This is a genomic window from Mesorhizobium sp. B2-4-19 (assembly GCF_006441315.1).
Classification (GTDB): domain Bacteria; phylum Pseudomonadota; class Alphaproteobacteria; order Rhizobiales; family Rhizobiaceae; genus Mesorhizobium.
In genome coordinates, this window is the sequence record NZ_VFUV01000007.1 from 194,606 (window position 1) to 213,840 (window position 19,235).

The 19,235-nt window shown below is 65.1% G+C and carries 20 protein-coding genes and 1 tRNA gene; 5 read left to right on the forward strand and 16 right to left on the reverse strand.

Annotation, left to right across the window (positions count from 1 at the left end):
- The first annotated feature begins 24 nt into the window (after positions 1–24).
- Positions 25–402 (forward strand): YkvA family protein, encoded by a 378-nt coding sequence (locus tag FJ546_RS14815; RefSeq protein WP_140890019.1) that lies wholly within the window; start codon positions 25–27, stop codon positions 400–402.
- Between the two features lie 71 nt (positions 403–473).
- Here FJ546_RS14815 and FJ546_RS14820 read toward each other — a convergent pair whose 3' ends face one another.
- Entirely contained in the window at positions 474–1,016 is a 543-nt protein-coding gene (locus FJ546_RS14820; protein WP_140890020.1) for a phosphatase PAP2 family protein, read from the reverse strand.
- 38 nt (positions 1,017–1,054) lie between these two features.
- On the opposite strand from FJ546_RS14820, the gene FJ546_RS14825 reads away from it, so the two are divergent.
- Positions 1,055–1,537: a DUF2127 domain-containing protein gene (locus FJ546_RS14825; protein WP_140890021.1), complete on the forward strand. Its 483-nt coding sequence runs from the start codon at positions 1,055–1,057 to the stop codon at positions 1,535–1,537.
- Between the two features lie 91 nt (positions 1,538–1,628).
- Here the strand turns inward: FJ546_RS14825 and FJ546_RS14830 are convergent, their stop codons facing one another.
- Both FJ546_RS14830 and FJ546_RS14835 read right to left on the reverse strand, forming a co-directional pair.
- Complete coding sequence (locus FJ546_RS14830) at positions 1,629–1,937, reverse strand: UBP-type zinc finger domain-containing protein (protein ID WP_140890022.1); 309 nt, start codon at positions 1,935–1,937, stop codon at positions 1,629–1,631.
- A 62-nt stretch (positions 1,938–1,999) separates the two neighbouring features.
- Positions 2,000–3,682: a cyclic nucleotide-binding domain-containing thioredoxin-disulfide reductase gene (locus FJ546_RS14835; RefSeq protein ID WP_140890023.1), complete on the reverse strand. Its 1,683-nt coding sequence runs from the start codon at positions 3,680–3,682 to the stop codon at positions 2,000–2,002.
- 245 nt (positions 3,683–3,927) lie between these two features.
- Between FJ546_RS14835 and FJ546_RS14840 the strand changes: the two genes are divergently transcribed.
- From FJ546_RS14840 to FJ546_RS14850, 3 genes are read left to right on the forward strand one after another with little or no spacing between them, the layout of a single operon-like run.
- Positions 3,928–4,761 (forward strand): FMN-binding protein, encoded by an 834-nt coding sequence (locus FJ546_RS14840; protein ID WP_140890024.1) that lies wholly within the window; start codon positions 3,928–3,930, stop codon positions 4,759–4,761.
- A 24-nt stretch (positions 4,762–4,785) separates the two neighbouring features.
- Entirely contained in the window at positions 4,786–5,508 is a 723-nt protein-coding gene (locus FJ546_RS14845) for an FAD:protein FMN transferase (protein WP_246686854.1), read from the forward strand.
- Complete coding sequence (locus FJ546_RS14850) at positions 5,505–7,016, forward strand: RnfABCDGE type electron transport complex subunit D (protein WP_140890026.1); 1,512 nt, start codon at positions 5,505–5,507, stop codon at positions 7,014–7,016. Before FJ546_RS14845 ends, FJ546_RS14850 begins: the two co-directional genes overlap by 4 nt.
- 7 nt (positions 7,017–7,023) lie before the next feature.
- Here FJ546_RS14850 and FJ546_RS14855 read toward each other — a convergent pair whose 3' ends face one another.
- The 13 genes from FJ546_RS14855 to FJ546_RS14915 all read right to left on the reverse strand — a co-directional run bounded on the left by FJ546_RS14855 (position 7,024) and on the right by FJ546_RS14915 (position 19,161).
- A complete protein-coding gene (locus FJ546_RS14855) occupies positions 7,024–8,367 on the reverse strand; it encodes a HAMP domain-containing sensor histidine kinase (RefSeq protein ID WP_140890027.1) in 1,344 nt (447 codons plus the stop codon).
- Positions 8,367–9,032: a response regulator transcription factor gene (locus FJ546_RS14860; protein WP_140890028.1), complete on the reverse strand. Its 666-nt coding sequence runs from the start codon at positions 9,030–9,032 to the stop codon at positions 8,367–8,369. Before FJ546_RS14860 ends, FJ546_RS14855 begins: the two co-directional genes overlap by 1 nt.
- Complete coding sequence (locus tag FJ546_RS14865; protein WP_246686855.1) at positions 9,032–9,349, reverse strand: hypothetical protein; 318 nt, start codon at positions 9,347–9,349, stop codon at positions 9,032–9,034. The genes FJ546_RS14860 and FJ546_RS14865 overlap by 1 nt, the downstream gene beginning before the upstream one ends.
- Before the next feature lie 116 nt (positions 9,350–9,465).
- Positions 9,466–10,008: a cytochrome b gene (locus FJ546_RS14870; protein ID WP_140890030.1), complete on the reverse strand. Its 543-nt coding sequence runs from the start codon at positions 10,006–10,008 to the stop codon at positions 9,466–9,468.
- 295 nt (positions 10,009–10,303) lie between these two features.
- Positions 10,304–10,388: transfer RNA gene (locus tag FJ546_RS14875), tRNA-Leu, on the reverse strand.
- A 142-nt stretch (positions 10,389–10,530) separates the two neighbouring features.
- Entirely contained in the window at positions 10,531–11,151 is a 621-nt protein-coding gene (locus tag FJ546_RS14880) for a 2,3-bisphosphoglycerate-dependent phosphoglycerate mutase (protein WP_140890031.1), read from the reverse strand.
- 41 nt (positions 11,152–11,192) lie between these two features.
- Positions 11,193–12,014, reverse strand: coding sequence for a 4-hydroxy-tetrahydrodipicolinate reductase (gene dapB / locus FJ546_RS14885; protein WP_140890032.1), 822 nt, complete (start codon positions 12,012–12,014; stop codon positions 11,193–11,195).
- On the reverse strand, positions 12,011–13,870 hold the full coding sequence (locus tag FJ546_RS14890) for an ABC transporter ATP-binding protein (RefSeq protein ID WP_140890033.1): 1,860 nt from the start codon (positions 13,868–13,870) through the stop codon (positions 12,011–12,013). The genes dapB and FJ546_RS14890 overlap by 4 nt, the downstream gene beginning before the upstream one ends.
- A gap of 136 nt (positions 13,871–14,006) precedes the next feature.
- Entirely contained in the window at positions 14,007–15,032 is a 1,026-nt protein-coding gene (locus FJ546_RS14895; RefSeq protein ID WP_140890034.1) for a glucokinase, read from the reverse strand.
- 188 nt (positions 15,033–15,220) lie between these two features.
- Complete coding sequence (gene mepA / locus FJ546_RS14900; protein WP_140890035.1) at positions 15,221–16,315, reverse strand: penicillin-insensitive murein endopeptidase; 1,095 nt, start codon at positions 16,313–16,315, stop codon at positions 15,221–15,223.
- A 101-nt stretch (positions 16,316–16,416) separates the two neighbouring features.
- Positions 16,417–17,337 carry an SDR family oxidoreductase gene (locus tag FJ546_RS14905; RefSeq protein WP_140890036.1) on the reverse strand — a complete coding sequence of 307 codons (921 nt, stop codon included), beginning with the start codon at positions 17,335–17,337 and terminating at the stop codon, positions 16,417–16,419.
- Entirely contained in the window at positions 17,334–18,488 is a 1,155-nt protein-coding gene (queG, locus tag FJ546_RS14910; RefSeq protein WP_140890037.1) for a tRNA epoxyqueuosine(34) reductase QueG, read from the reverse strand. Before queG ends, FJ546_RS14905 begins: the two co-directional genes overlap by 4 nt.
- A complete protein-coding gene (locus FJ546_RS14915; RefSeq protein WP_010912586.1) occupies positions 18,469–19,161 on the reverse strand; it encodes a glutathione S-transferase family protein in 693 nt (230 codons plus the stop codon). The genes queG and FJ546_RS14915 overlap by 20 nt, the downstream gene beginning before the upstream one ends.
- Positions 19,162–19,235 lie beyond the last annotated feature (74 nt).

Genomic DNA, 19,235 nt, shown 5'->3' on the forward strand with positions numbered 1-19,235 from the left:
ATCCTTTGGCGCTAAGGTCATCCAATGGCAACATTGAGCGAATGGGCCCGGGCGATCAAGCGCGACGTGCATGCGCTCTACCTTGCCGCGCGCGATCCGCGAACGCCGTGGTATGCCAAGGCGCTTGCCGTGTGCGTCGCGGGCTACGCCTTGTCACCAATCGACCTGATTCCCGATTTCATCCCTGTGGTTGGCTACCTCGACGATGCGATCCTGGTGCCCTTGGGCATCCTTGCCGTGGTCAAGATGATACCGCCCGAGGTCATGACAGAACACAGGGAGGCCGCCGCCCTCGCCGTCGACAGGCCGGTGAGCCGCGGCGCGGCGCTGATCATCGCCTGTATCTGGGTCGCGTCGGTGGCGCTGGCGGGATGGCTGGGGTATCGGTACTTCGCAGGCTGATCCTGAGCCGCGTCCCTTCGCCTGGAAACAGCCCGATCGCGTTCCCGAACGCGTCCTTGAGCAGCGCCCGGCTAAAGAATTTTGGTCACCAGATTGTCCAGCCGGGAGTTCTCGCGGTAAGCCAGTCGCACCACGACGGCACCCAGGATCCCGGTGATGGCCCCGCCGACGACGTCGGTCAGATAGTGCGTCCCGATGAAGATTCTCGACCCGCAGATCAGGAATGCCATGACGAAAAGTGCGATCGTCCGGCGCGAGAGACCTTGCATCGCAAATGCAGCAACAATCGCAATGCTGGCTGTCGCGTGATCGGATGGGAACGACCAGTCAGCACTGGGCGCAATCAACAGATGCGTCACGCCGGCATCGTAGGGCCGTATCCGATGCACGAACAGAAGAATGAACTGGTTGATCGCAAGACCGAGCAAGAACGCCAGACCGGCCGACACGGCCGCGTGGCGAACATGGTAACGGCCGACCTTCGCCCACCATTGCAGGACAACAGCCAGCACCATCACAGGAACGCCGATTTGTGATACGCCGATCATCGTTTTATCAAGAAAAGGGCTGATACCGGCGGCGGCATTTATCCAGTGTGTTAAAGCTACATCCATTCGGCGTGGGTTTCCTTAGGTTGTTGTGAGGTGGATTGTTGAAGCCTGTCGATGAACACCGCATCCATCAGATCTTCGAAGTCAGCGTATGGCTGAAGGGCGCGCATGCCCTGATCGAATGCGTCGGTGGGCTTCTGCTCTATGTCGTCACCACCGATGCCATTGCCTCCTGGGTCAATGCCCTCACCGCGGAAGAATTGATCGAAGATCCGAACGACTTCATAGCTGGACATCTGTCGCAGATGGCAAGCCATTTTTCGATCGCCAGCAAAGAGTTCTACGCCTTCTACCTGCTGAGCCACGGCCTGATAAAGCTTGCCTTGGTTGTCGGGCTTTTGCGAGGCAAGCTCTGGTCTTACCCGGCCTCGCTCGCGGCTTTGGGCCTGTTCATGATCTATCAAGTCTACCGCTACTCGTACACCCACTCATTCGGCCTGCTGGTCCTGACCGTCTTCGATGCGGTCGTCATGGTGTTGATCTGGCATGAGTGGAGGATCGTGCGACAGCACAAGCCGGCATGACGGCCTGACCGCAAGGCGCGCCCTGCTTTGCCGGCGGAACCCCGGGCCGCGTCGACCATTGTCTTCCGGTCCTGCTGCGTGGCACGGCGCCTCAATAAAAGCGCGGGATCGGACCTTTCTGCGGCGTCGTGCGGTCGCCGAGGTCGAGAAAGACCTCGTCGACATAGCACCAGCCCCAGCCTTCCGGCGGATCATAGCCCTCGATGACGGGATGGCTGGTGGCGTGAAAATGTTTGGTTGCGTGGCGGTTGGGCGAGTCGTCGCAGCAGCCGACATGGCCGCAGGTGCGGCAGAGCCGCAGATGCACCCACCACGAGCCGCTCTTCAGGCATTCCTCGCAGCCGAGCGCGCTCGGCGTCACATCCTTGATCCCGGCCGCATGCCTGCATTCGTCCGCCATCACTCTCTCCTGAACTGTCTTTTCGTTGAAGCATGATCTTTCGGAAAACCGACTTTTCGGGATCATGCTTTGAGTCGCGACGGCGGGCTGCCGTCCCGCGCAAGATAGGCATGCAATGCCGCGACCACCTGGGCGCCCTCGCCGACGGCCGCCGCGACGCGCTTGACCGAGCCGCAACGCACGTCGCCGATGGCAAACACGCCGCTGCGGCTGGTTTCCATCAGGCCATGTTGCGGTCCGAGTTCCGATCCGGTGCGGATGAAGCCCTTGGCATCCAGCGCCACATTGCATTGCGCCAGCCAGTCGGTGTTCGGGTCGGCGCCGATGAACAGGAAGAGGTGGCGGATCGGGCGTGTCGTCTCTTCGCCGCTGACGCGGTTGCGCCAGCGGACAGTGGCAAGATTGCCCTCCTCGCCCTCCAGCGCCTCGATTTCGGTCTCGGTCAGCACCTCGATGTTCGGCTGCGCCTTGATGCGCTCGACCAGGTAACGCGACATCGAGGCATCGAGGCTGCCGCCGCGCGCCAGCAACGCCACCTTGCGCGCATGGCTGGCCAGATAGACCGCCGCCTGCCCGGCCGAATTGCCGGCGCCGACCAGCGCGACCTCCTGCCCGGCGCAAAGCCGGCCTTCGATGGGCGAGGCCCAATAGTGCACGGACGTCCCCTCGAACTGCGACAAATTGGCGACGTCGAGCCGCCGGTAGCGCGCGCCGCTGGCGATAACCACGCTGCGCGTGCGCACCGTTTCGCCGTCGCCGACATCGAGCAGGTAGCCGGCGCCCGAATGGTCGGTCGCCGCGCTCAACAGCTTCGCCTCGTCCGGGATCACCATTTCGACGCCGAATTTCTGCGCCTGGTTGTAGGCGCGCGCCATCAGCGCCATGCCGGTGATGCCGGTGGGGAAACCGAGATAGTTCTCGATGCGCGAGGAGGCGCCGGCCTGCCCGCCGAAGGCCCGGCAATCGAGCACGATGGTCGACAGCCCTTCGGAGGCCGCATAGACCGCCGCCGCCAGCCCCGCCGGCCCGGCGCCGACAATGGCGACGTCATACAGCGTATCGGCATCGATCGGCCTGAGCAGGCCGATGCAGCGGGCGAGGTCCTTCTCGCTCGGATTCATCAGCAGCCTGCCGTTCGGGCACAGCACGACAGGCAAATGGTGCGGATCGACATCGAAGCGCTCGACCAGGGTTTTGGCGCACGGGTCGCCGCCGGAATCGAGCACGCGGTGCGGCTGGCCGCTGCGGGCCAGGAAGCCCTGCAGCCGCAGCACATCGACGTTGCCGAGCGGTCCGATGATGATCGGCCCGCTGGTGGCGCTTTCCAGCAGCCCGACGCGGCGCAGGATCAGCGCCCGCATGATGCGCTCGCCGAGATTGGCCTCCTGCACCATCAGGTCGCGCACCCGCCGCGAGGGAATGACGAAGGCCTCGACCGGCTCGGCGGCCTCGGCATTGACCAATGAGGGACGGGCCGAAAGCTGCGCCAGCTCGCCGACGAAACTGCCCGGGCCGTGGCTGACGATCGTCTCGCGCCGGCCAAGACCATCCTGGATGATATCGACCTTGCCCGACAGCACGACGATCAGGCCCGGCGCGACATCGCCAGCCCTGATGATGTGCTCGCCGGCCGCATAGGCGCTGGCCTCGCCGAAACGGCGCATGTGGTCGATGTCCGCCTCGCTCAGTGTGGGAAACGCCTGGTCGCGACGGGCGCCGAAGATCGCGGTGCTGGATTGAGACATGGCCGCAAGCGTAGCGAAGCAGCGACCCGGTTTGAAGTGGTTTGTTCGCGCCTAGCCGCCAGGGCAGGTTTGGTTGACGGCCGCCGTCGTCCCATTCGTTCCGGGACGACGACGAAACGTTCAAGGATCGGTGCTGTCGACGGGGTCCGCGCCTGACAGCCAATTGTCAGCTGGATCGTGAGACATTGCTTCCGAATTGCCGCGAAGTCGATTCGCCGGCACGGGATTCAAGGTGAAACGAGCCCATGAAACAGATTGCCCTGTCACTTTTCGTGATCGCGTCCTCTGGCGCCTATGTATGGGACCAGGCAGGCACGGGTCCTGCCGGCGACATGATCGACACGGCGGGTTCCGCCAATGCCGCCGAGGACAGTGTGGCGCAGCCCCCTGCTCCGGCCAGCCCCGTTCAAACTGATCCCATTCCACCGCCTGCACCGCCATCGCCCGGGATCCGCCAGCAGAGTGTGCGGCTCGATCCTCCCGCGACCACCCCGGCATCGGTCGGCGGCGAAATCACCGCCGCGATCTCCGCGCCCGCGCCAATGCAGCAGGCGACCAAGCCGCCGCTCTCAGCCAGCCTTCCGCAGCTTTCTCATGCACCCGCAGCCCAGCCAGAACAGGCGCCAGCTCAAACTGTCGCCGATGCCGCGCCACGGACGGCATCCTTCACCATAACCCCGGCCGTCTATATTCCGATTCCCCAGCCGAGGCCGGACTATCCGCAAGCACCCGCGCGCGTCTTCAAGGCCGCCATGAAGCTGGCCGTGAGCCCCGGCACCAAGCCGGCGGGGCACGGCTTTGCCGACGGTACCTACACCGGTCCTGCCGCCGATGCCTATTACGGCCTCATCCAGATTCAGGCTTCCATCCAAGGCGGCCGTCTCACGGCGCTCAAGGTGCTGAAATACCCGAATGACCGCCGCACCTCGATCAGCATCAACAGGCAGGCGCTGCCGATGCTGCGTGACGAGGCGATCCGTGCGCAGAGGGCCAATGTCGACATTATTTCGGGCGCCACGCTGACCAGCAAGGCCTTCATCCAGTCGCTTGGCGGCGCCTTGAAAAAAGCAGCATCCTGATCCGTGCGCGATACGAGGATCTTGATGGGCATGCCCGTCACCGTCGACATCGCCGGTGCCTCGGCCGCGACACTTGTCGACACGGTCTTCGATTATTTCGAGCACATCGACCGCCGCTTCAGCACCTACCGGACCGACAGCGAGATTTCGGCCATCAACCGGGGTGATCTTCCGATCCGCGACTGGAGCGCCGAAATGACGGAAGTGATGGCGCTTGCCGCACAGACGAAAGACCAGACGGACGGATATTTCGACATCCGCAAGCCCGACGGATCGCTGGACCCGTCCGGCATCGTCAAGGGCTGGGCCATCCGCAATGCCGCCGGGATCGTTCGCCGGGCCGGCGTCGGCGATTTCTTCATCGAGGCGGGCGGCGACATCCAGTCCTGCGGCCGAAATGCCTCGGGTCTCGACTGGAGCGTCGGCATCCGCAATCCCTTCAATGCCGAAGAGATCATCAAGATCGTCTATCCGCGAGGACACGGCGTCGCCACCTCCGGCACCTATGCGCGCGGGCAGCACATCTACAATCCGCTCGGGGCCGGCGATCCGATCACCGAAATCGTCAGCCTGACCGTCATCGGCACGGATGTGTTCGAGGCCGACCGTTTCGCCACCGCCGCCTTCGCCATGGGGCGGCAGGGCATTCTCTTTCTCGAACAGGCGCCTGGCCTCGAAGGTTACGTCGTCGACAGCAACCGTCGGGCCACGCCGACGAGCGGCTTCGGAGCTTTTTGCCAGCCATGATCAAGACCATCGACCGGCTTCTCGACCATCAGACCATGTACCGGCTGGTCCTCTATTACCTGATCGCCCTGCTGGGCACGGCCCTCGTGCTCGGTTTTCTCAAACTGGTGCCGCATGATCCGGTCATGCTCGCCTTCACGACGGGGCTGATGCTGGCCGCCTGCTGGATCACCAACAGGGTCTTTGCCGCCGTCTTCAAGGTTCCGGCCAACACCGAGTCGGTCTACATCACCGCCCTCATCCTAGCGCTCATCCTCGATCCGGTGGCCGCCACGGACCTCAAGGGGATATGCGCGGTGGTGTTCGCCTGCGTCTGGGCGATTTCATCCAAGTTCATCCTCGCCATCGGCGGGAAACACCTTTTCAATCCCGCGGCGCTGGGCGTGGCGCTGACCGCGCTGCTGCTCGACCAGCCGGCCAGCTGGTGGGTCGGCGGCAATCTGCCATTGCTTCCCGTCGTGCTTTTCGGCGGCCTGCTCATGGTGCGCAAGCTGCGCCGGCTCGATCTGGTCGCCACCTTCGGTGTCGTCGCGCTGGCGACAATCCTGGCAACCACCGAGCCGTCGCAATACGCCGCCGCGCTGACGCAGACGCTGGGCTCGTCGCCGCTGCCGTTCTTCGCCTTCGTGATGCTGACCGAGCCGCTGACCGCGCCGACCACACGGTGGCCGCGCATCGCCTTCGCCGCCATCGTCGGCTTCCTGTTCGCGCCGAACATCCATGTCGGCTCGTTCTATTTCACGCCGGAACTGGCGCTTCTGACCGGCAATCTGTTTGCCTACGCCGTGAGCCCGAGGGGGCGCTTCGTGTTGACGCTGGAGCGCATCGAGCAATCGGCGGTCGACAGCTATGATTTCATCTTCAGGTCACCGCGAAAGCTTGCCTTCCAGGCTGGACAGTATCTGGAATGGACACTTGGGCTCGACCGATCGGACAATCGTGGCAACCGCCGCTATTTCACGGTGGCGTCGGCGCCCACGGAGCAATCCATACGGCTCGGCGTCAAGTTCTATCCGCAATCGAGCGCCTTCAAGCAAATGCTGGGCGCCATGAAGCCGGGCAGCACGATCCACGCCTCCCAGCTGGCCGGCGACTTCACCTTGCCGGCCAATCGCCAAACAAAGATTGCCTTCCTGGCCGGCGGCATCGGCATCACGCCATTCCGCTCGATGCTGCAATATCTCATCGACAGCCGTGAAAGGCGGCCGATCGTCGTCCTCTACGGAGCCGAGACCCAGCAGGACATCGCCTATCGCGATGTGCTCGGCGCGGCGAGACGGGAACTGGGCATAAGGACGGTGCTTGCCGTGGCCCGGGGGGCCGAGCGGGGCCAGTATCCAGGCTATATCGACGCGCGCCTGGTGCGCCTGGCCATCCCCGATTATCTGGAGCGGACCTTCTACATTTCCGGCCCCCAGGCCATGGTCAAAGCGCTGCGCGACACGCTGCTGGGCATGGGTATTCGCCGCTCGAAGATAAAGGTCGACTATTTCCCCGGCTTTGCCTGAGCGTCGATCAACCCTGCCGAGGGAGGGTGATGGTCACGGCCAGGCCGGGGTCGGCGTTGGTCATCGTCAGCCGTCCGCCATAGGCTTCGACAATGTCCGCGACGATGGCCAGGCCCAGCCCGCTGCTGCCGCCCTTGCTGTCCAACTGCACCCCGCGTGACAGGGCGGATTCCCGGTCCGCATCGGGGATTCCCGGGCCGTCGTCGGCGACGGCGATGGACACCTCGCCGCCGGTTGCCCACGCATTGACCCGGACCGAGGATCTTGCGAAGCGCGCCGCGTTCTCGACCAGATTGCCGAGGATTTCCGAAAGGTCGCCCTCGTCGACCGGCGCCATGAAATCCTCCGCGACGTCGATCCGGAACGAGAGCTGCTTGCCGCCCGGCGTGCGCTTGATGACGGCGATGACGCCGGCCGCGGCATCCCTGACGCGGCACGACGCCTTGCCGGAAACGCCGGGCGCCAGACGGGCGCGCGCGAGTTCGCGCTCGACATGACGCCGAATCGCTCCAGCGCTCTTCTCGATCTCGTCGGCCAGCTCGGTTTCGCCCTTGCCGCGCAGGGCCCGGATGTCGGCTGACAGCACCTGCAGTGGCGTCTTGAGACCATGCGCCAGGTCGGTGGCGCGCGACCGGGCGCGTACAAGGGCCTTCTCCTGCGCATTCAGAAGGCGGTTGATTTCGTCGGCGAGCGGCTGCACCTCGCTCGGCGCCGCCACATCCAGTCGTGCCGTCCGCTGCGCGATCACGTTCCGAACGGCGTCCCGCAGGCTTTCCAGCGGCGCGAGGCCAACGGTGATCTGCACGAAAAAAGCCACCATGAGGGCGGCGGCGAGCAGGATGAGCGCCGGGACGAGATCGCGTACATATTCGCGCACCGACACTGTGACGCTGCGATGATCTTCCGCCACGATGGCGCGAAACGACCGGCCGTCGGCATCGGTTATGGTGCGCATAACGGCCACGGTGAGTTCGCCGCCAGGCCCCTTGAGCTCCTCGGTCGTTCTCAGTTCGCCGCTCGCGCCTTGGCCGGGCAACGCAAGCGTTGCGTCCCACAACGAACGCGAGCGCACCAGGCCATGGCTGGCCAGGTCTTCCACCTGCCAGTAATGACCCGACAACGGATTGGTGAAGCGCGGGTCCGTCAGGCCCGGGGCGACCGAAAGCTGGCCGTTGGCCGCGAAGCTGGTCGCGCCGATCAGTTCATTGAGATCGGCGGTCAGTTCGCCGACGATCCGCCGCTCGACATTCAGCTCGAACAGATAGCGCAGCCCGACCCCGGCAATGGCAAGGGCGACGAGGATCGAAATGGTGGCCGCCGACCAGAGCCTGAAGCGGATCGAATTGCCCATCAGGACGACTCGTCGGGTACGAAATATCCGAATCCGCGCCGAGTCTCGATGACGTCGTTGCCGAGCTTGCGGCGCAGGCGCGCGACAATGACCTCGATTGTGTTCGGATCGCGATCATTGCCGGAATCGTAGAGATGCTCGGCGAGTTCGGTCGGCGCCACCACGCGCCCGGCATGATGCATCAGGAACGCCATCAGCCGGTATTCCAGCGGCGACAATGCGACGGGAACGCCGCGCAGCGAAATGCGCATCTGGCGCGTGTCGAGGACCAGCGGTCCGGATTTCAGCACCGGTGCCGCCTGGCCTGTCGAACGACGAAGGATCGCGCGCAGCCGCGCCAGCAGCTCGTCCATTTCGAACGGCTTGGGGAGGTAGTCGTCGGCGCCCGCATTGATGCCTTCGACGCGCTCGGTCCAAAGGCCCCGTGCCGTCAGGATCAGGACGGGAAAGCGGCGCGTGTTGGCCCGCCAGCGCTTCAGCACCGTCAGGCCATCGAGTTTCGGCAATCCGAGATCGAGGATCGCCGCGTCGTAATTCTCGACGTCGCCCGCGAACCACGCGGCCTCTCCGTCGCGCACGGTATCGACGGCCATCCCCGCGGCCTTGAGCACTGCCGCGATGTCGCTCGCGATGCGCGGCTCGTCTTCGGCAAGCAGTATCTTCATCAATCACCGCCCCTGCCGCGCATCAGCACGCCGGCGCCGGCATCGACGTCGACGATCCTGCGGCGTCCGTCAGAGGCGACGACCTGGAAGCGGTAGACCCAGCGGTCGCCTATCCGGATGAAATCGACGGCCACGATGTCGCCGGGAGCATCGGCGTGAACCACACCAAGGATATTGGCCAGGCCCTTTATTTCGCCGCGCTCGTAAAGGTCTCGCGCCCGGTCGTGATCGCCGTCGTCATCCTCGTCCGCACGGGCGTGGAACGGTCGAAGCAGGACAAGCCCGACCAGGCTTGCCGTCGCCAAATGTTTCAGCATCGGTTTCATCCAAGGGCCATGCAGCAGACCTTGTGTTTCAATCCGGCTCGTCACCTGGCCAGTCTTCTGGCCCACAAACACGACAAAGGGCATCGCCCGCCGACGTTGCCTTGCAATCAGGGGCCACTTGTCCCCGGCAGCATACGCTTGAGCACGTCGTCCCTGCGGACATAGTGATGCCAGAGCGCAGCCGCCGCGTGCAGACCGGCAAGGATAAGGATCAGATTGGCGCAGAGGCTGTGCAGTTCCCTTATGGTTCGGGCCGTGGCGCTGTCCGCGGAGACCGGAGCCGGGATGGTGAAGAGGCCGAAGAAACTCAAGGCGTCGCCCCTGTACCAGGTCACCAGGATACCAAGAACCGGAATGGCGACAAGCAGCGCGTAAAGCACGAGATGCGCGACCTTGGCCACCCATCGTTCCAGCTCCGACATTTCCCGAGGCAGCCCCGGGGTTCCCAGGATCAGGCGCAGGCCAATGCGGATGACGACCAGCGCGAACAGCAGCATCCCGAACGAGATGTGGAACCACCAGACGACTGCCCGGCCGGGGTCGTTGCGTGGAAAGATATCCGCGACATAAGTCAGGCCGTAAAGGCCGATAACCAGCAGAAACACGGCCCAATGAATGGCCTTCTGTGCGCTTGTGTAGGTAGGGTTCATGCAGGGCTGTCCAATTTCGAATGTTTCTAAACTAGCCGCGATCATGTCAAAGCTTTGTCGGGTCGGTCCCCTTCGACGGCAATCGAGGGGGCCGTGACGATTCCCCCGACGAGAGCGGTTCTGGAACCCGGGCTTTGGCGATCGCGACCTGGCGAGACATTGGCTGGAGGAACCTGTCAGTTCGCTGACAGTCGGGCACCGGACAACGTCGATATGCCGGACAAAGAAAAAGCCCGGACGAACCGGGCTTTTTCTTTTGGGTCTCTGAACCATCGAACGGTTCGAAACGGGAATTTGGTGCCCAGAAGAGGACTCGAACCTCCACTCCTTGCGGAACACGGACCTGAACCGTGCGCGTCTACCAATTCCGCCATCTGGGCTGGTGCGGGCTCATGTAAGCGGGCAAGCGATTGCTGTCAACGCGCTTTTTGGACCATGCCGCCGAAAGCTGGAAACACAGTTTTGGCAAAAGCGCCATGTTCCAGCCGAGGCCTGGACTTCCGCTTGCCGGCTCAGCAAGCCTCAGCCCTCCAGCACTTCCTTCGACGCCACGGTCGAATCGGCGTTCAGCCGGTAGACGACCGGCACGCCGGTGCCGAGTTCCAGCTTGACGATCTCTTCGCCCGACTTGCCGTCCAGCGCCATGATCAGCGCGCGCAGCGAATTGCCGTGCGCCGCGACCAGCACGGTGCCGCCGCGCAGCACGTGGGGCTGCAGGTCGTGCAGGTAGTAAGGCCAGACGCGGGCGCCGGTGTCCTTCAGGCTTTCGCCGCCGGGCGGCGGCACGTCGTAGGAGCGGCGCCAGACATGCACCTGCTCCTCGCCCCATTTCTTGCGGGCATCGTCCTTGTTGAGGCCGGAAAGGTCGCCATAGTCGCGCTCGTTGAGCGCCTGGTCGCGCATGGTCTTGAGATCGCTCTGGCCGACGGCGTCGAGAATATGCTGGCAGGTCTTTTGCGCCCGGCTCAGCGCCGAGGTGAAGGCGATGTCGAACTTCAGGCCGCGCGCCTTGAGTTTTTGCCCGGCGGCCTTGGCCTCGGCGTGACCCTGCTCGGTCAGGTCGACGTCACGCCAGCCGGTGAACAGGTTTTTCAAATTCCATTCGCTCTGGCCATGGCGCACGAGCACGAGGGTTCTCGACATGTTTGCTCCTTCAGATTGGCAAAATTGGCAGATTGGCCGCTTCAGCTCAGGCCGAGCACGTCCCGCATCGAATAGAGTCCTGGCTTCTTGCCACGGGCCCACAGCGCCGCCTTGACGGCGCCGCGCGCGAAGATGGCGCGGTCCTCGGCATGGTGGGACAGCGTGATGCGCTCGCCGGTGCCGGCGAGGATGACGCTGTGGTCGCCGACCACCGAGCCGCCGCGCAGCGTGGCGAAGCCGATAGACCCGCTCTTTCGCACGCCTGTATGGCCGTCGCGTGAACGCACGTCATTGCCGGCGAGCGCAATGCCGCGCCCGGCGGCGGCCGCCTCGCCGAGCAGCAGTGCCGTGCCCGAAGGCGCGTCGACCTTGTGCTTGTGGTGCATTTCCAAAATCTCGATGTCGAAATCGTCGGCGTCGAGCGCGTGTGCCGCCTGTTCGACCAGCACCGCCAGGAGATTGACGCCGAGGCTCATATTGCCCGACTTGACGATCGTCGCGTGGCGCGCCGCGGCCGCGATCCTGGCATTGTCGTCGGCCGAACAGCCGGTGGTGCCGATGACATGGACGATGCGCGCCTGCGCCGCGTAGCCGGCGAATTCGACGGACGAGTCCGGCGTGGTGAAGTCGAGCACGCCGTCGGCCTTGGCGAAAACCGGCAGCGGATCATCGCCGATCGGCACGTTGATGATGCCTATGCCTGCGAGCTCGCCGGCATCCTTGCCGAGATGGGGCGAATCCGCGCGCTCGACCGCGCCAATGACGCGGGCGCCCGGAATGGTGTGGATGGCGCGGATCAGCGTCTGGCCCATGCGGCCGGCTGCCCCCACCACCACAAGGCCCATATCGCCTTGATCGCTCATGTGCTCCTCACCGCCGTCTTTTTCGCACGCGCGGCCCGGACCGGAGTTTGGATCGGCTTGCTGTCATCGACAAGCCCCAGACCCTTCTTGCCCTGTACCCGGTGGAACCGTGCATAGACACTGTGCGGGTCGGCCATCAGCGCGGCATGCGTGCCTTCCTCGACCACCCGGCCCTGTTCCATGACGACGATGTGGTCGGCATTGACCACCGTCGACAGGCGGTGGGCGATGACGATGGTGGTGCGTCCTTCCATGACATGGTTCAGCGCTTCCTGGACGCGGGCCTCCGCCTCGTTGTCGAGCGCAGAGGTCGCCTCGTCGAGCAGCAGGATCGGCGCCTGGCGCACGATGGCGCGGGCGATCGAGACGCGCTGGCGCTGGCCGCCGGACAGCGTCGCGCCGTTCTCGCCGACCGGCGTGTCGTAGCCTTGCGGCTGCTGGCGGATGAACTCGTCGGCCGCCGCCTGGCTTGCCGCGCGCTCGATCTCGGCGTCGGTGGCCGAGATGCGGCCATAGCGGATGTTGTCGCGGATCGTGCCTTCGAACAGATAGGGCGACTGCGAGACATAGGCGATCGAGCCGCGCAGCGACTGTTTGGTCACCTTGGAAATGTCCTGGCCATCGACCTCGATGGTGCCGGACTCTACGTCGTAGAAACGCTGCAGCAGCGCCACCAGCGTCGTCTTGCCGGCGCCCGAGGCGCCGACAATGGCGGTCATCTTGCCGGCCGCGGCGACGAAGCTCAGCTCCTGCAGCACCGGCGTCTCCTCGACATAGCGGAAGGACACGTTGTTGAAGCGCACTTCGCCCGATGTGAAGTGTGCCTCGACGGCATCCGGCGCGTCGCCCTGTTGCGGCTCGAGGTCGAGCAGTTCGTAGATCATGCGGGCATTGACCAGCGCGCGCTCCATGCCGACCTGCATGCGCGCCAGGCGCCGTGCCGGATCGTAGGCCAGGATCAGCGCGGTGATGAAGGAAAACACCGCGCCCGGCGGCTGGCCGAGAACGAGTGCCCGGTAGCCGGAATAGGCGATGACGGAGGTGACGGCGAGGCCGGCCAGCATGTCGGAAATCGGCGCCAGCCGCTCCGAGACGCGGGCGATCTTGTTCGAGCGCTGTTCGGCCGTGTCGGCCAAGGCGCCGATGCGGCTCGCCAGCTGGTCCTCCATGGTGAAGGCCTTGACGATGGCGATGCCTTGCGTGGCTTCCTGGACGGCGCCGATCAGCCGGGAATTGATCAGCACGGATTCCCGCGTGATACGCCGCACCCGACGCGTCAGGTAGACGACCGCCCAGATCAGCGGCGGTCCGATCAGCAGCGAACTCAGCGATAGAACCGGATCCTGGTAGATCATGATGCCGACAAGGCCGACCAGGGTCACCGCGTCGCGGGTTATGGATGTCAGCGTGATCGACAAGAGGTCGCGGATGCCGCCGACATTCTCGTTGACTTGCGCCGCCAGCCGGCCGGAGCGCGTATCGTTGAAGAAGCCGACGCCGAGCTTCATCAGATGGTCGAAGATGCGTTTCTGGTAGCGCGCCACCAGATTGTTGCCGATCGTGGCCAGGGCCACCGCCTGGCCGTAGCCGGCGAAACCGCGCACCAGGAAGGCCCCCATGATCCCGGCGCAAATCCACACCACCAGGTCGCCGCGCCGTTCGTAGAAGATCTGGTTGACGATCGGGCTCATGATCCAGGCCGTGAAGGCGGTCGTGCCCGACACCAGCAGCATGCAGGAGACGGCGACGACATAGGACCAGCGATGATCGCGGCCATTTTCGGAGAGGATGCGGCGCAGCACGGCGTTGACTTCGCCAACGCTGGCCTTCTGCTTGTTTGGAGCTTGAAGTGTCAAATCGGGAGCTTCGTGGGTTTTTCGCCTGGGACCGGGCTGCAATTCGGCACTCCTCTTAGCGCCATGCGGCCGGCTTGCCTATGCCCGCGGCTGATTAACTTCGTCGCGGGCGCCCCGACGCTTCGCGCTGGGGGGTTCAGGCCTGCCAGCGCCGGCCGTCCGTCTGGACGCCGAACAGCGACGGGTTCCTGGCATAGGCGGCAAGGCCGAGAAGGGCCGCCAGCGGATGGGTGATGACATAGACGGGCATGGTGCGCATCAGCGCGCTGTGCGGCGCCTTGTCCTCGAAGGCGGCGCGGAAATTACCCTCGTTGAGCGCCGGCACGATTTTCTGCGCGATGCCGCCGGTCAAAAACACGCCGCCTCGGCTCATGAACACCAGGGCAAGATCGCCGGCGGTGCGCCCAAGGCAAGTAACGAAGGTCTCCAGCGCTTCCTGCGCCACCGGATCGGTCTTGGCCAGCGCGGCGCCGGTGATCTCGGCCGGCGTGGTGAAGGGCGCCGGCTTGCCGTCCGCCTTGGCGACAGCCCGGTAGACGTTGACGAGGCCGCGCCCGCACAGGATCTGTTCGCCGGAAATGCGGCCCTCGAGCTTCTCTATGTGTGGGAAAACCTCGAAATCGCGCGCCGTGCGCGGGCCGATGTCCATATGGCCGCCCTCGCCGGGCACCGGGATCCAGTGGTGTAGCGCATAGACCAGCCCGGCGACGCCGAGACCGGTTCCAGGCCCGAGCACGACGCGGCCGGCATTGGGCTCAGGCGTGCCGCCGCCGATCTTTTCCATATGCTCTTCGCCGAGCGCCACGACAGCCAGCGCCTGCGCCTCGAAATCGTTGAGCACGACGATGTCGCTCAAGCCGACATTGGCGAACATCTGCTTCGGCTTGACGATCCACGGGCAATTGGTGAGCTCGATCTCGTCGCCGTCGACCGGACCGGCCACCGCCAGCACCGCCGAATTGGGGCGGACCGACGAGCGGTCGAGCACCGCCGCCTGGATTGCCTCGTCGATCGTGTTGAAATTGGCGGTCTGGACGATCTGCGGCTCGGTCGGTTCGGAATTGGCGTCAAGCACGATCGAAAAGCGCGCATTGGTGCCGCCAATGTCGCCGATCAGGATCGGAAACCGCAACGACGTGTCGGTATCGCTTACGCTTGGCATGCTCTCGTCCGTCTCCGGCGCCCCTGACGGCGTCTCGCCGTTCCTCCGTTGACTAGCGCATGAGTTTGAAAAGGGAAACGGTTTTCGAACCCGTCCGCGCACGGAGAGGGGTTCTGCGGCCAAACGGCCACTATTTCCCGAAAACAGCTGGCTAAACCGATTGAGCCGGCCGGTGGCGCGGAGGGCAATCAGTTCGCGGGCGGCCGTGGCCGTGGCACCGGCGCGCCCATCCTCGGTGTCGCGGCGAAAGCATTTGCCGCGTCTGGCAGATCGCCGCTGCCACTGGCCATGGCGGCGGGCTGCGATGGCACCTCCGGTTCGGGTGCGGCGACCGCGACCGGCACGGCGCCGCCATGATAGGTCGCCGCCTCGGCCGACACCGGGCCCGGCGCGTCGAGCACGGCGCGGCATTCCTTCGGAAGGTTGGCCATCGTCATCACGTCGCGGGCCTTCGGCGCATCCGGGTCCTTGTTCGGCCGCCATGGTTCTTCGGTGAACCACCAGGCCAGCGGCTTGCCGCAGCCGTCATCATCCGGCGTCGCCTCCTGCGCCTTGCAGCCGGGCGAGCCGGGCTGGCAGCCGATGCGCATATGGAAATGATAGTCGTGACCCCAGAACGGCCGGACCTTGCGCAGCCAGCTGCGGTCGCCCTTGACGGTGTCGCAGAGCTTTTTCTTGATCCCCGGATTGACCAGGATACGTTCCACCTCAGGGTAGCTCGCCGCCCGCTTCAGAAGTGCGGTGTGCCGCGGCGTCCACAGCGCGTCCTTCACCAGATGTGTCCTCTCGTCCACCATCAAGGTGGCGCTCATCGATTCGCGCTGCGCCCTGGTCATGGCGCGGTCAGGCATCGGCGTCAGCCAGATGTCGGCATCGAGCCCGATCTGGTGCGAGGCATGGCCTGTCATCATCGGGCCGCCGCGCGGCTGCGAAATGTCGCCGATCAGAAGGCCCGGCCAGCCGTCGGCGGCGGCGTCGCGCGACAGTTTCTCGATCAGCGCGATCATTGCCGGGTGACCCCAGCGACGGTTGCGCGAGGGCCGCATGACCTGCCAGGTCGGGCCGTCCATGGGGATGGCGACGCCGCCGGCGAAGCAGCCCTTGGAATAGAAGCCGAAGGATTGCGGAGCGGTCGCGGTCGGCAGTTTTTCGGCGCCGAACAGGTCTTTTGCCCGTTCCTCGGCCGCCGCCGGCTGCGCGGCCACAGCGGTCAGGGCGAACAGGCCAAGTGCTGCCGCCAGCAGTGATTTCTTGGCCATAACCGGCCGTGCCGCTGTCTTCATGAAACCGGATCCCCACCGCATCCCAAGGCCGAATCATAGCACGCAACGCAGCCTGCTTCGATCGCCCTACCGCTTCGCGCAATTCCTGAGGAAAAACCGTTTCACGCCTTTCCTGGAATTGCCTGGCCCTTCATCGGGCTGCGCGCTTCGCCGTCGCGCCAGTCGCCGCTTGCCCACATATGGTCGAAGGCGGCGCGGTAGTCGGGAAAGCGAAAGCGATAGCCCGCCGCCTTGATCGCCGCATTGGCGACACGCTTGTTCTCGCCATAGAAGGACCGCGCCATGGGCGAAAGTTGGGCGGTGTCGAAAGGAATTTCGCGCGGCGGCTCGACGCCCATCAGCGACGCGGCATAGGCAACGACATCCTGCGGCGGCGCCGGCTCATCATCGGTGACGTTGAAGATGCCGCCCTTGTTGCCCTCGCTGAGTTGCCACAACGCCCCGGCAATATCGTCGCAATGGATGCGGTTGAACACCTGATCGGGCTTGACCAGCCGCCGCGCGGTGCCGTTTTCCAGATTGACCAGCGCATTGCGGCCAGGACCGTAAATGCCGGACAGGCGCAGGATCGCCACCGGCTTGCCGATTTCCCCGCCGAGCTTCAGCCAGGCCTGCTCAGCCTCGACCCGCATGACGGAGCGTTTCGACACCGGCCGGCATGCGGCCGTTTCGTCGACCCAGGCGCCGCCATGGTCGCCATAGACGCCGACGGTCGAGAGATAGCCGATCCATTCGAGCGCCGGCATCCCCGCGATCGCTTCCCGGGCGGCATTCAAGACGGGGTCGCCGGCCTCTTCCGGCGCGACCGAAATCACCAGATGGGTTGTTTTTTGCAGCGCCTCGCCGATCTCGCCGGTCAACGCGCCATCGAACAGCAGCGGGACGATGCCGGCCTGGCGCAGGGCCGCGAATTTTTCTTCGGACCGCGTCGTGCCAAGGATCGCGGCGGCATCCCTGTTGGCGCGGGCAAAGGCCTTGCCCGAATACCCTGCGCCGAAGATGAAGATCTGCTTTTCGCTCATGCATGCGTCCTGTCTGGCCGCGCCAGGCGCCATTCCTCGCGCACCGCCGCATCGTTCTCGGTTTTCAGACCGGTCGCGGCCCGCTCGGCATATTCGGCGTCGGGCACCAGCCGCGCCAGCGCCCATATTGCCGCGCCCCGCACCAGCGGCGAGGGATCGCCGAGCAGCGCACGCACCGGGACGGCGAGGGCGGCATCGCCGGAATTGCCGGCGGCGATCAGCACGTTGCGGATGAAGCGGTCGCGGCCGATGCGCTTGATCGGCGAGCCGGAGAAGAAGGCGCGGAAGGCGGCGTCGTCCAGTTCGAGCAGATCGGCGATCGGCGGCTCGCGCAGATCGTCGCGCGCGGCGAGTTTTGCTTCCGATGCGGCGCGCGCGAACTTGTTCCACGGGCAGGCGGCCAGGCAATCGTCGCAGCCATAGATGCGGTTGCCGATCTTTTCGCGGAATTCGTGCGGGATCGGCCCCTTGTTCTCGATGGTGAGGTAGGAGATGCAGCGCCGCGCGTCGAGCCGGTAGGGCGCCGGGAAAGCATCGGTCGGGCAGGCGTCGAGGCAGGCGCGGCAGGAGCCGCAATGGTCGATCTCGGCGTGGTCGGGGACCAATTCGGCCGTCGTGAAGATGGTGCCGAGGAACAGCCAGGAGCCGTGCTCGCGGCTGACCAGATTGGTGTGTTTTCCCTGCCAGCCGAGACCGGCGGCTTGCGCCAGCGGCTTTTCCATCACCGGCGCGGTGTCGACGAACACCTTCACGTCGCCGCCGGCGCGCGCGACGATCTTGCCTGCGATTTCCTTCAGCCGGCCTTTCATCACATCGTGATAATCGCGGTTCTGCGCATAGACCGAGATGGCGGCCCGGTCATGCCTGGCCTGCAGCACACGCGGGTCATGGTCCGGCCCATAGTTCATTGCCAGCACGACGATCGAGCGCACGTCGGGCCAAAGCGTGGCAGGTTCGCCGCGCCTTGCAATCGTCTCGGCGATCCAGTCCATCGAGCCGTGAAAGCCGTCGGCGACGAACTCGGCCAGGCGAGCCGGCGCCAGCGGGATCGCATCGGGGGTGGTGACGGCAATGGCATCGAAGCCGGCGCGCTGCGCCTCCGCGTCGATCAGCGCGCGCAGTTTTGCGGCGTCAGAAGTCGAGGTCCGCATAGTGCGACACCGGCGACAGGCCGCGCACGCGGTCGGTCAAGAGCGGCCGGAAGGAGGGCCGCGACTTCACCCGCGTGTACCATTCGCGCGCCGCGGCATGTTCGCGCCAGTCGATCTCGCCGAGATAGTCGAGCACCGACAGCGTCGCTGCGGCGGCGAGATCGGCATAGGTGACTCGGCCGCCGGCCAGCCAATGGCGGGTGCCGGCCAGCCAGTTGGTGTATTTCATGTGCTGGCGGATGTTGGCGCGCGCCGCGCGGATCGCGCCCGAATCGGGCGAACCGCCACCGGCGGTTTCCGGCATGATCGGCTTCAGCACGCGTTCGCGCACCAGATGGCGGGTGACTTCGCTTTCGGCCTTGTTGAGGTACCAGTCGATCAGCCGGCGGATTTCGGCGCGCTGCATAGGGTCTTCGGCGAACAGCCGCTTGTCGCGCTTGAGCACACCGCGGGTTTCGTCGAGATATTCCGAGATGACCGTCGCGCCGACGATCGGCACGTCGCCTTCGGCGAGCAGGATCGGCAGCGTGCCGGCCGGGTTCAGCGCAAGAAACTCCTTGCGCCGCGTCCACGGCTTTTCCTCGATCAGCGCCAGCTCCTCGCCATACTCGCCGAAAGCAAGGCGGACGAAGCGGCAGGTGGCGAACATGGGATGATGGAAAAGCGTCAGCATGGTTCCGCGATGATAAAGCGCACTGGTGTCGTTCAGAATCCGGAATTCGCGCATCGCGCTCGTCCCAGGTGTGG

Coding starts and splice junctions, on each gene's coding strand:
- FJ546_RS14850 (WP_140890026.1), top strand. CDS start 5,505: ATGATCAAGACCATCGACCGGCTTCTCGACCATCAGACCATGTACCGG.
- FJ546_RS14820 (WP_140890020.1), bottom strand. CDS start 1,016: ATGGATGTAGCTTTAACACACTGGATAAATGCCGCCGCCGGTATCAGC.
- queG (WP_140890037.1), bottom strand. CDS start 18,488: ATGCGGACCTCGACTTCTGACGCCGCAAAACTGCGCGCGCTGATCGAC.
- FJ546_RS14815 (WP_140890019.1), top strand. CDS start 25: ATGGCAACATTGAGCGAATGGGCCCGGGCGATCAAGCGCGACGTGCAT.
- FJ546_RS14855 (WP_140890027.1), bottom strand. CDS start 8,367: ATGGGCAATTCGATCCGCTTCAGGCTCTGGTCGGCGGCCACCATTTCG.
- mepA (WP_140890035.1), bottom strand. CDS start 16,315: ATGAAGACAGCGGCACGGCCGGTTATGGCCAAGAAATCACTGCTGGCG.
- FJ546_RS14880 (WP_140890031.1), bottom strand. CDS start 11,151: ATGTCGAGAACCCTCGTGCTCGTGCGCCATGGCCAGAGCGAATGGAAT.
- FJ546_RS14865 (WP_246686855.1), bottom strand. CDS start 9,349: ATGCTGAAACATTTGGCGACGGCAAGCCTGGTCGGGCTTGTCCTGCTT.
- FJ546_RS14915 (WP_010912586.1), bottom strand. CDS start 19,161: ATGCTGACGCTTTTCCATCATCCCATGTTCGCCACCTGCCGCTTCGTC.
- FJ546_RS14835 (WP_140890023.1), bottom strand. CDS start 3,682: ATGTCTCAATCCAGCACCGCGATCTTCGGCGCCCGTCGCGACCAGGCG.
- FJ546_RS14830 (WP_140890022.1), bottom strand. CDS start 1,937: ATGGCGGACGAATGCAGGCATGCGGCCGGGATCAAGGATGTGACGCCG.
- FJ546_RS14840 (WP_140890024.1), top strand. CDS start 3,928: ATGAAACAGATTGCCCTGTCACTTTTCGTGATCGCGTCCTCTGGCGCC.
- FJ546_RS14870 (WP_140890030.1), bottom strand. CDS start 10,008: ATGAACCCTACCTACACAAGCGCACAGAAGGCCATTCATTGGGCCGTG.
- FJ546_RS14845 (WP_246686854.1), top strand. CDS start 4,786: ATGGGCATGCCCGTCACCGTCGACATCGCCGGTGCCTCGGCCGCGACA.
- FJ546_RS14895 (WP_140890034.1), bottom strand. CDS start 15,032: ATGCCAAGCGTAAGCGATACCGACACGTCGTTGCGGTTTCCGATCCTG.
- dapB (WP_140890032.1), bottom strand. CDS start 12,014: ATGAGCGATCAAGGCGATATGGGCCTTGTGGTGGTGGGGGCAGCCGGC.
- FJ546_RS14905 (WP_140890036.1), bottom strand. CDS start 17,337: ATGAGCGAAAAGCAGATCTTCATCTTCGGCGCAGGGTATTCGGGCAAG.
- FJ546_RS14860 (WP_140890028.1), bottom strand. CDS start 9,032: ATGAAGATACTGCTTGCCGAAGACGAGCCGCGCATCGCGAGCGACATC.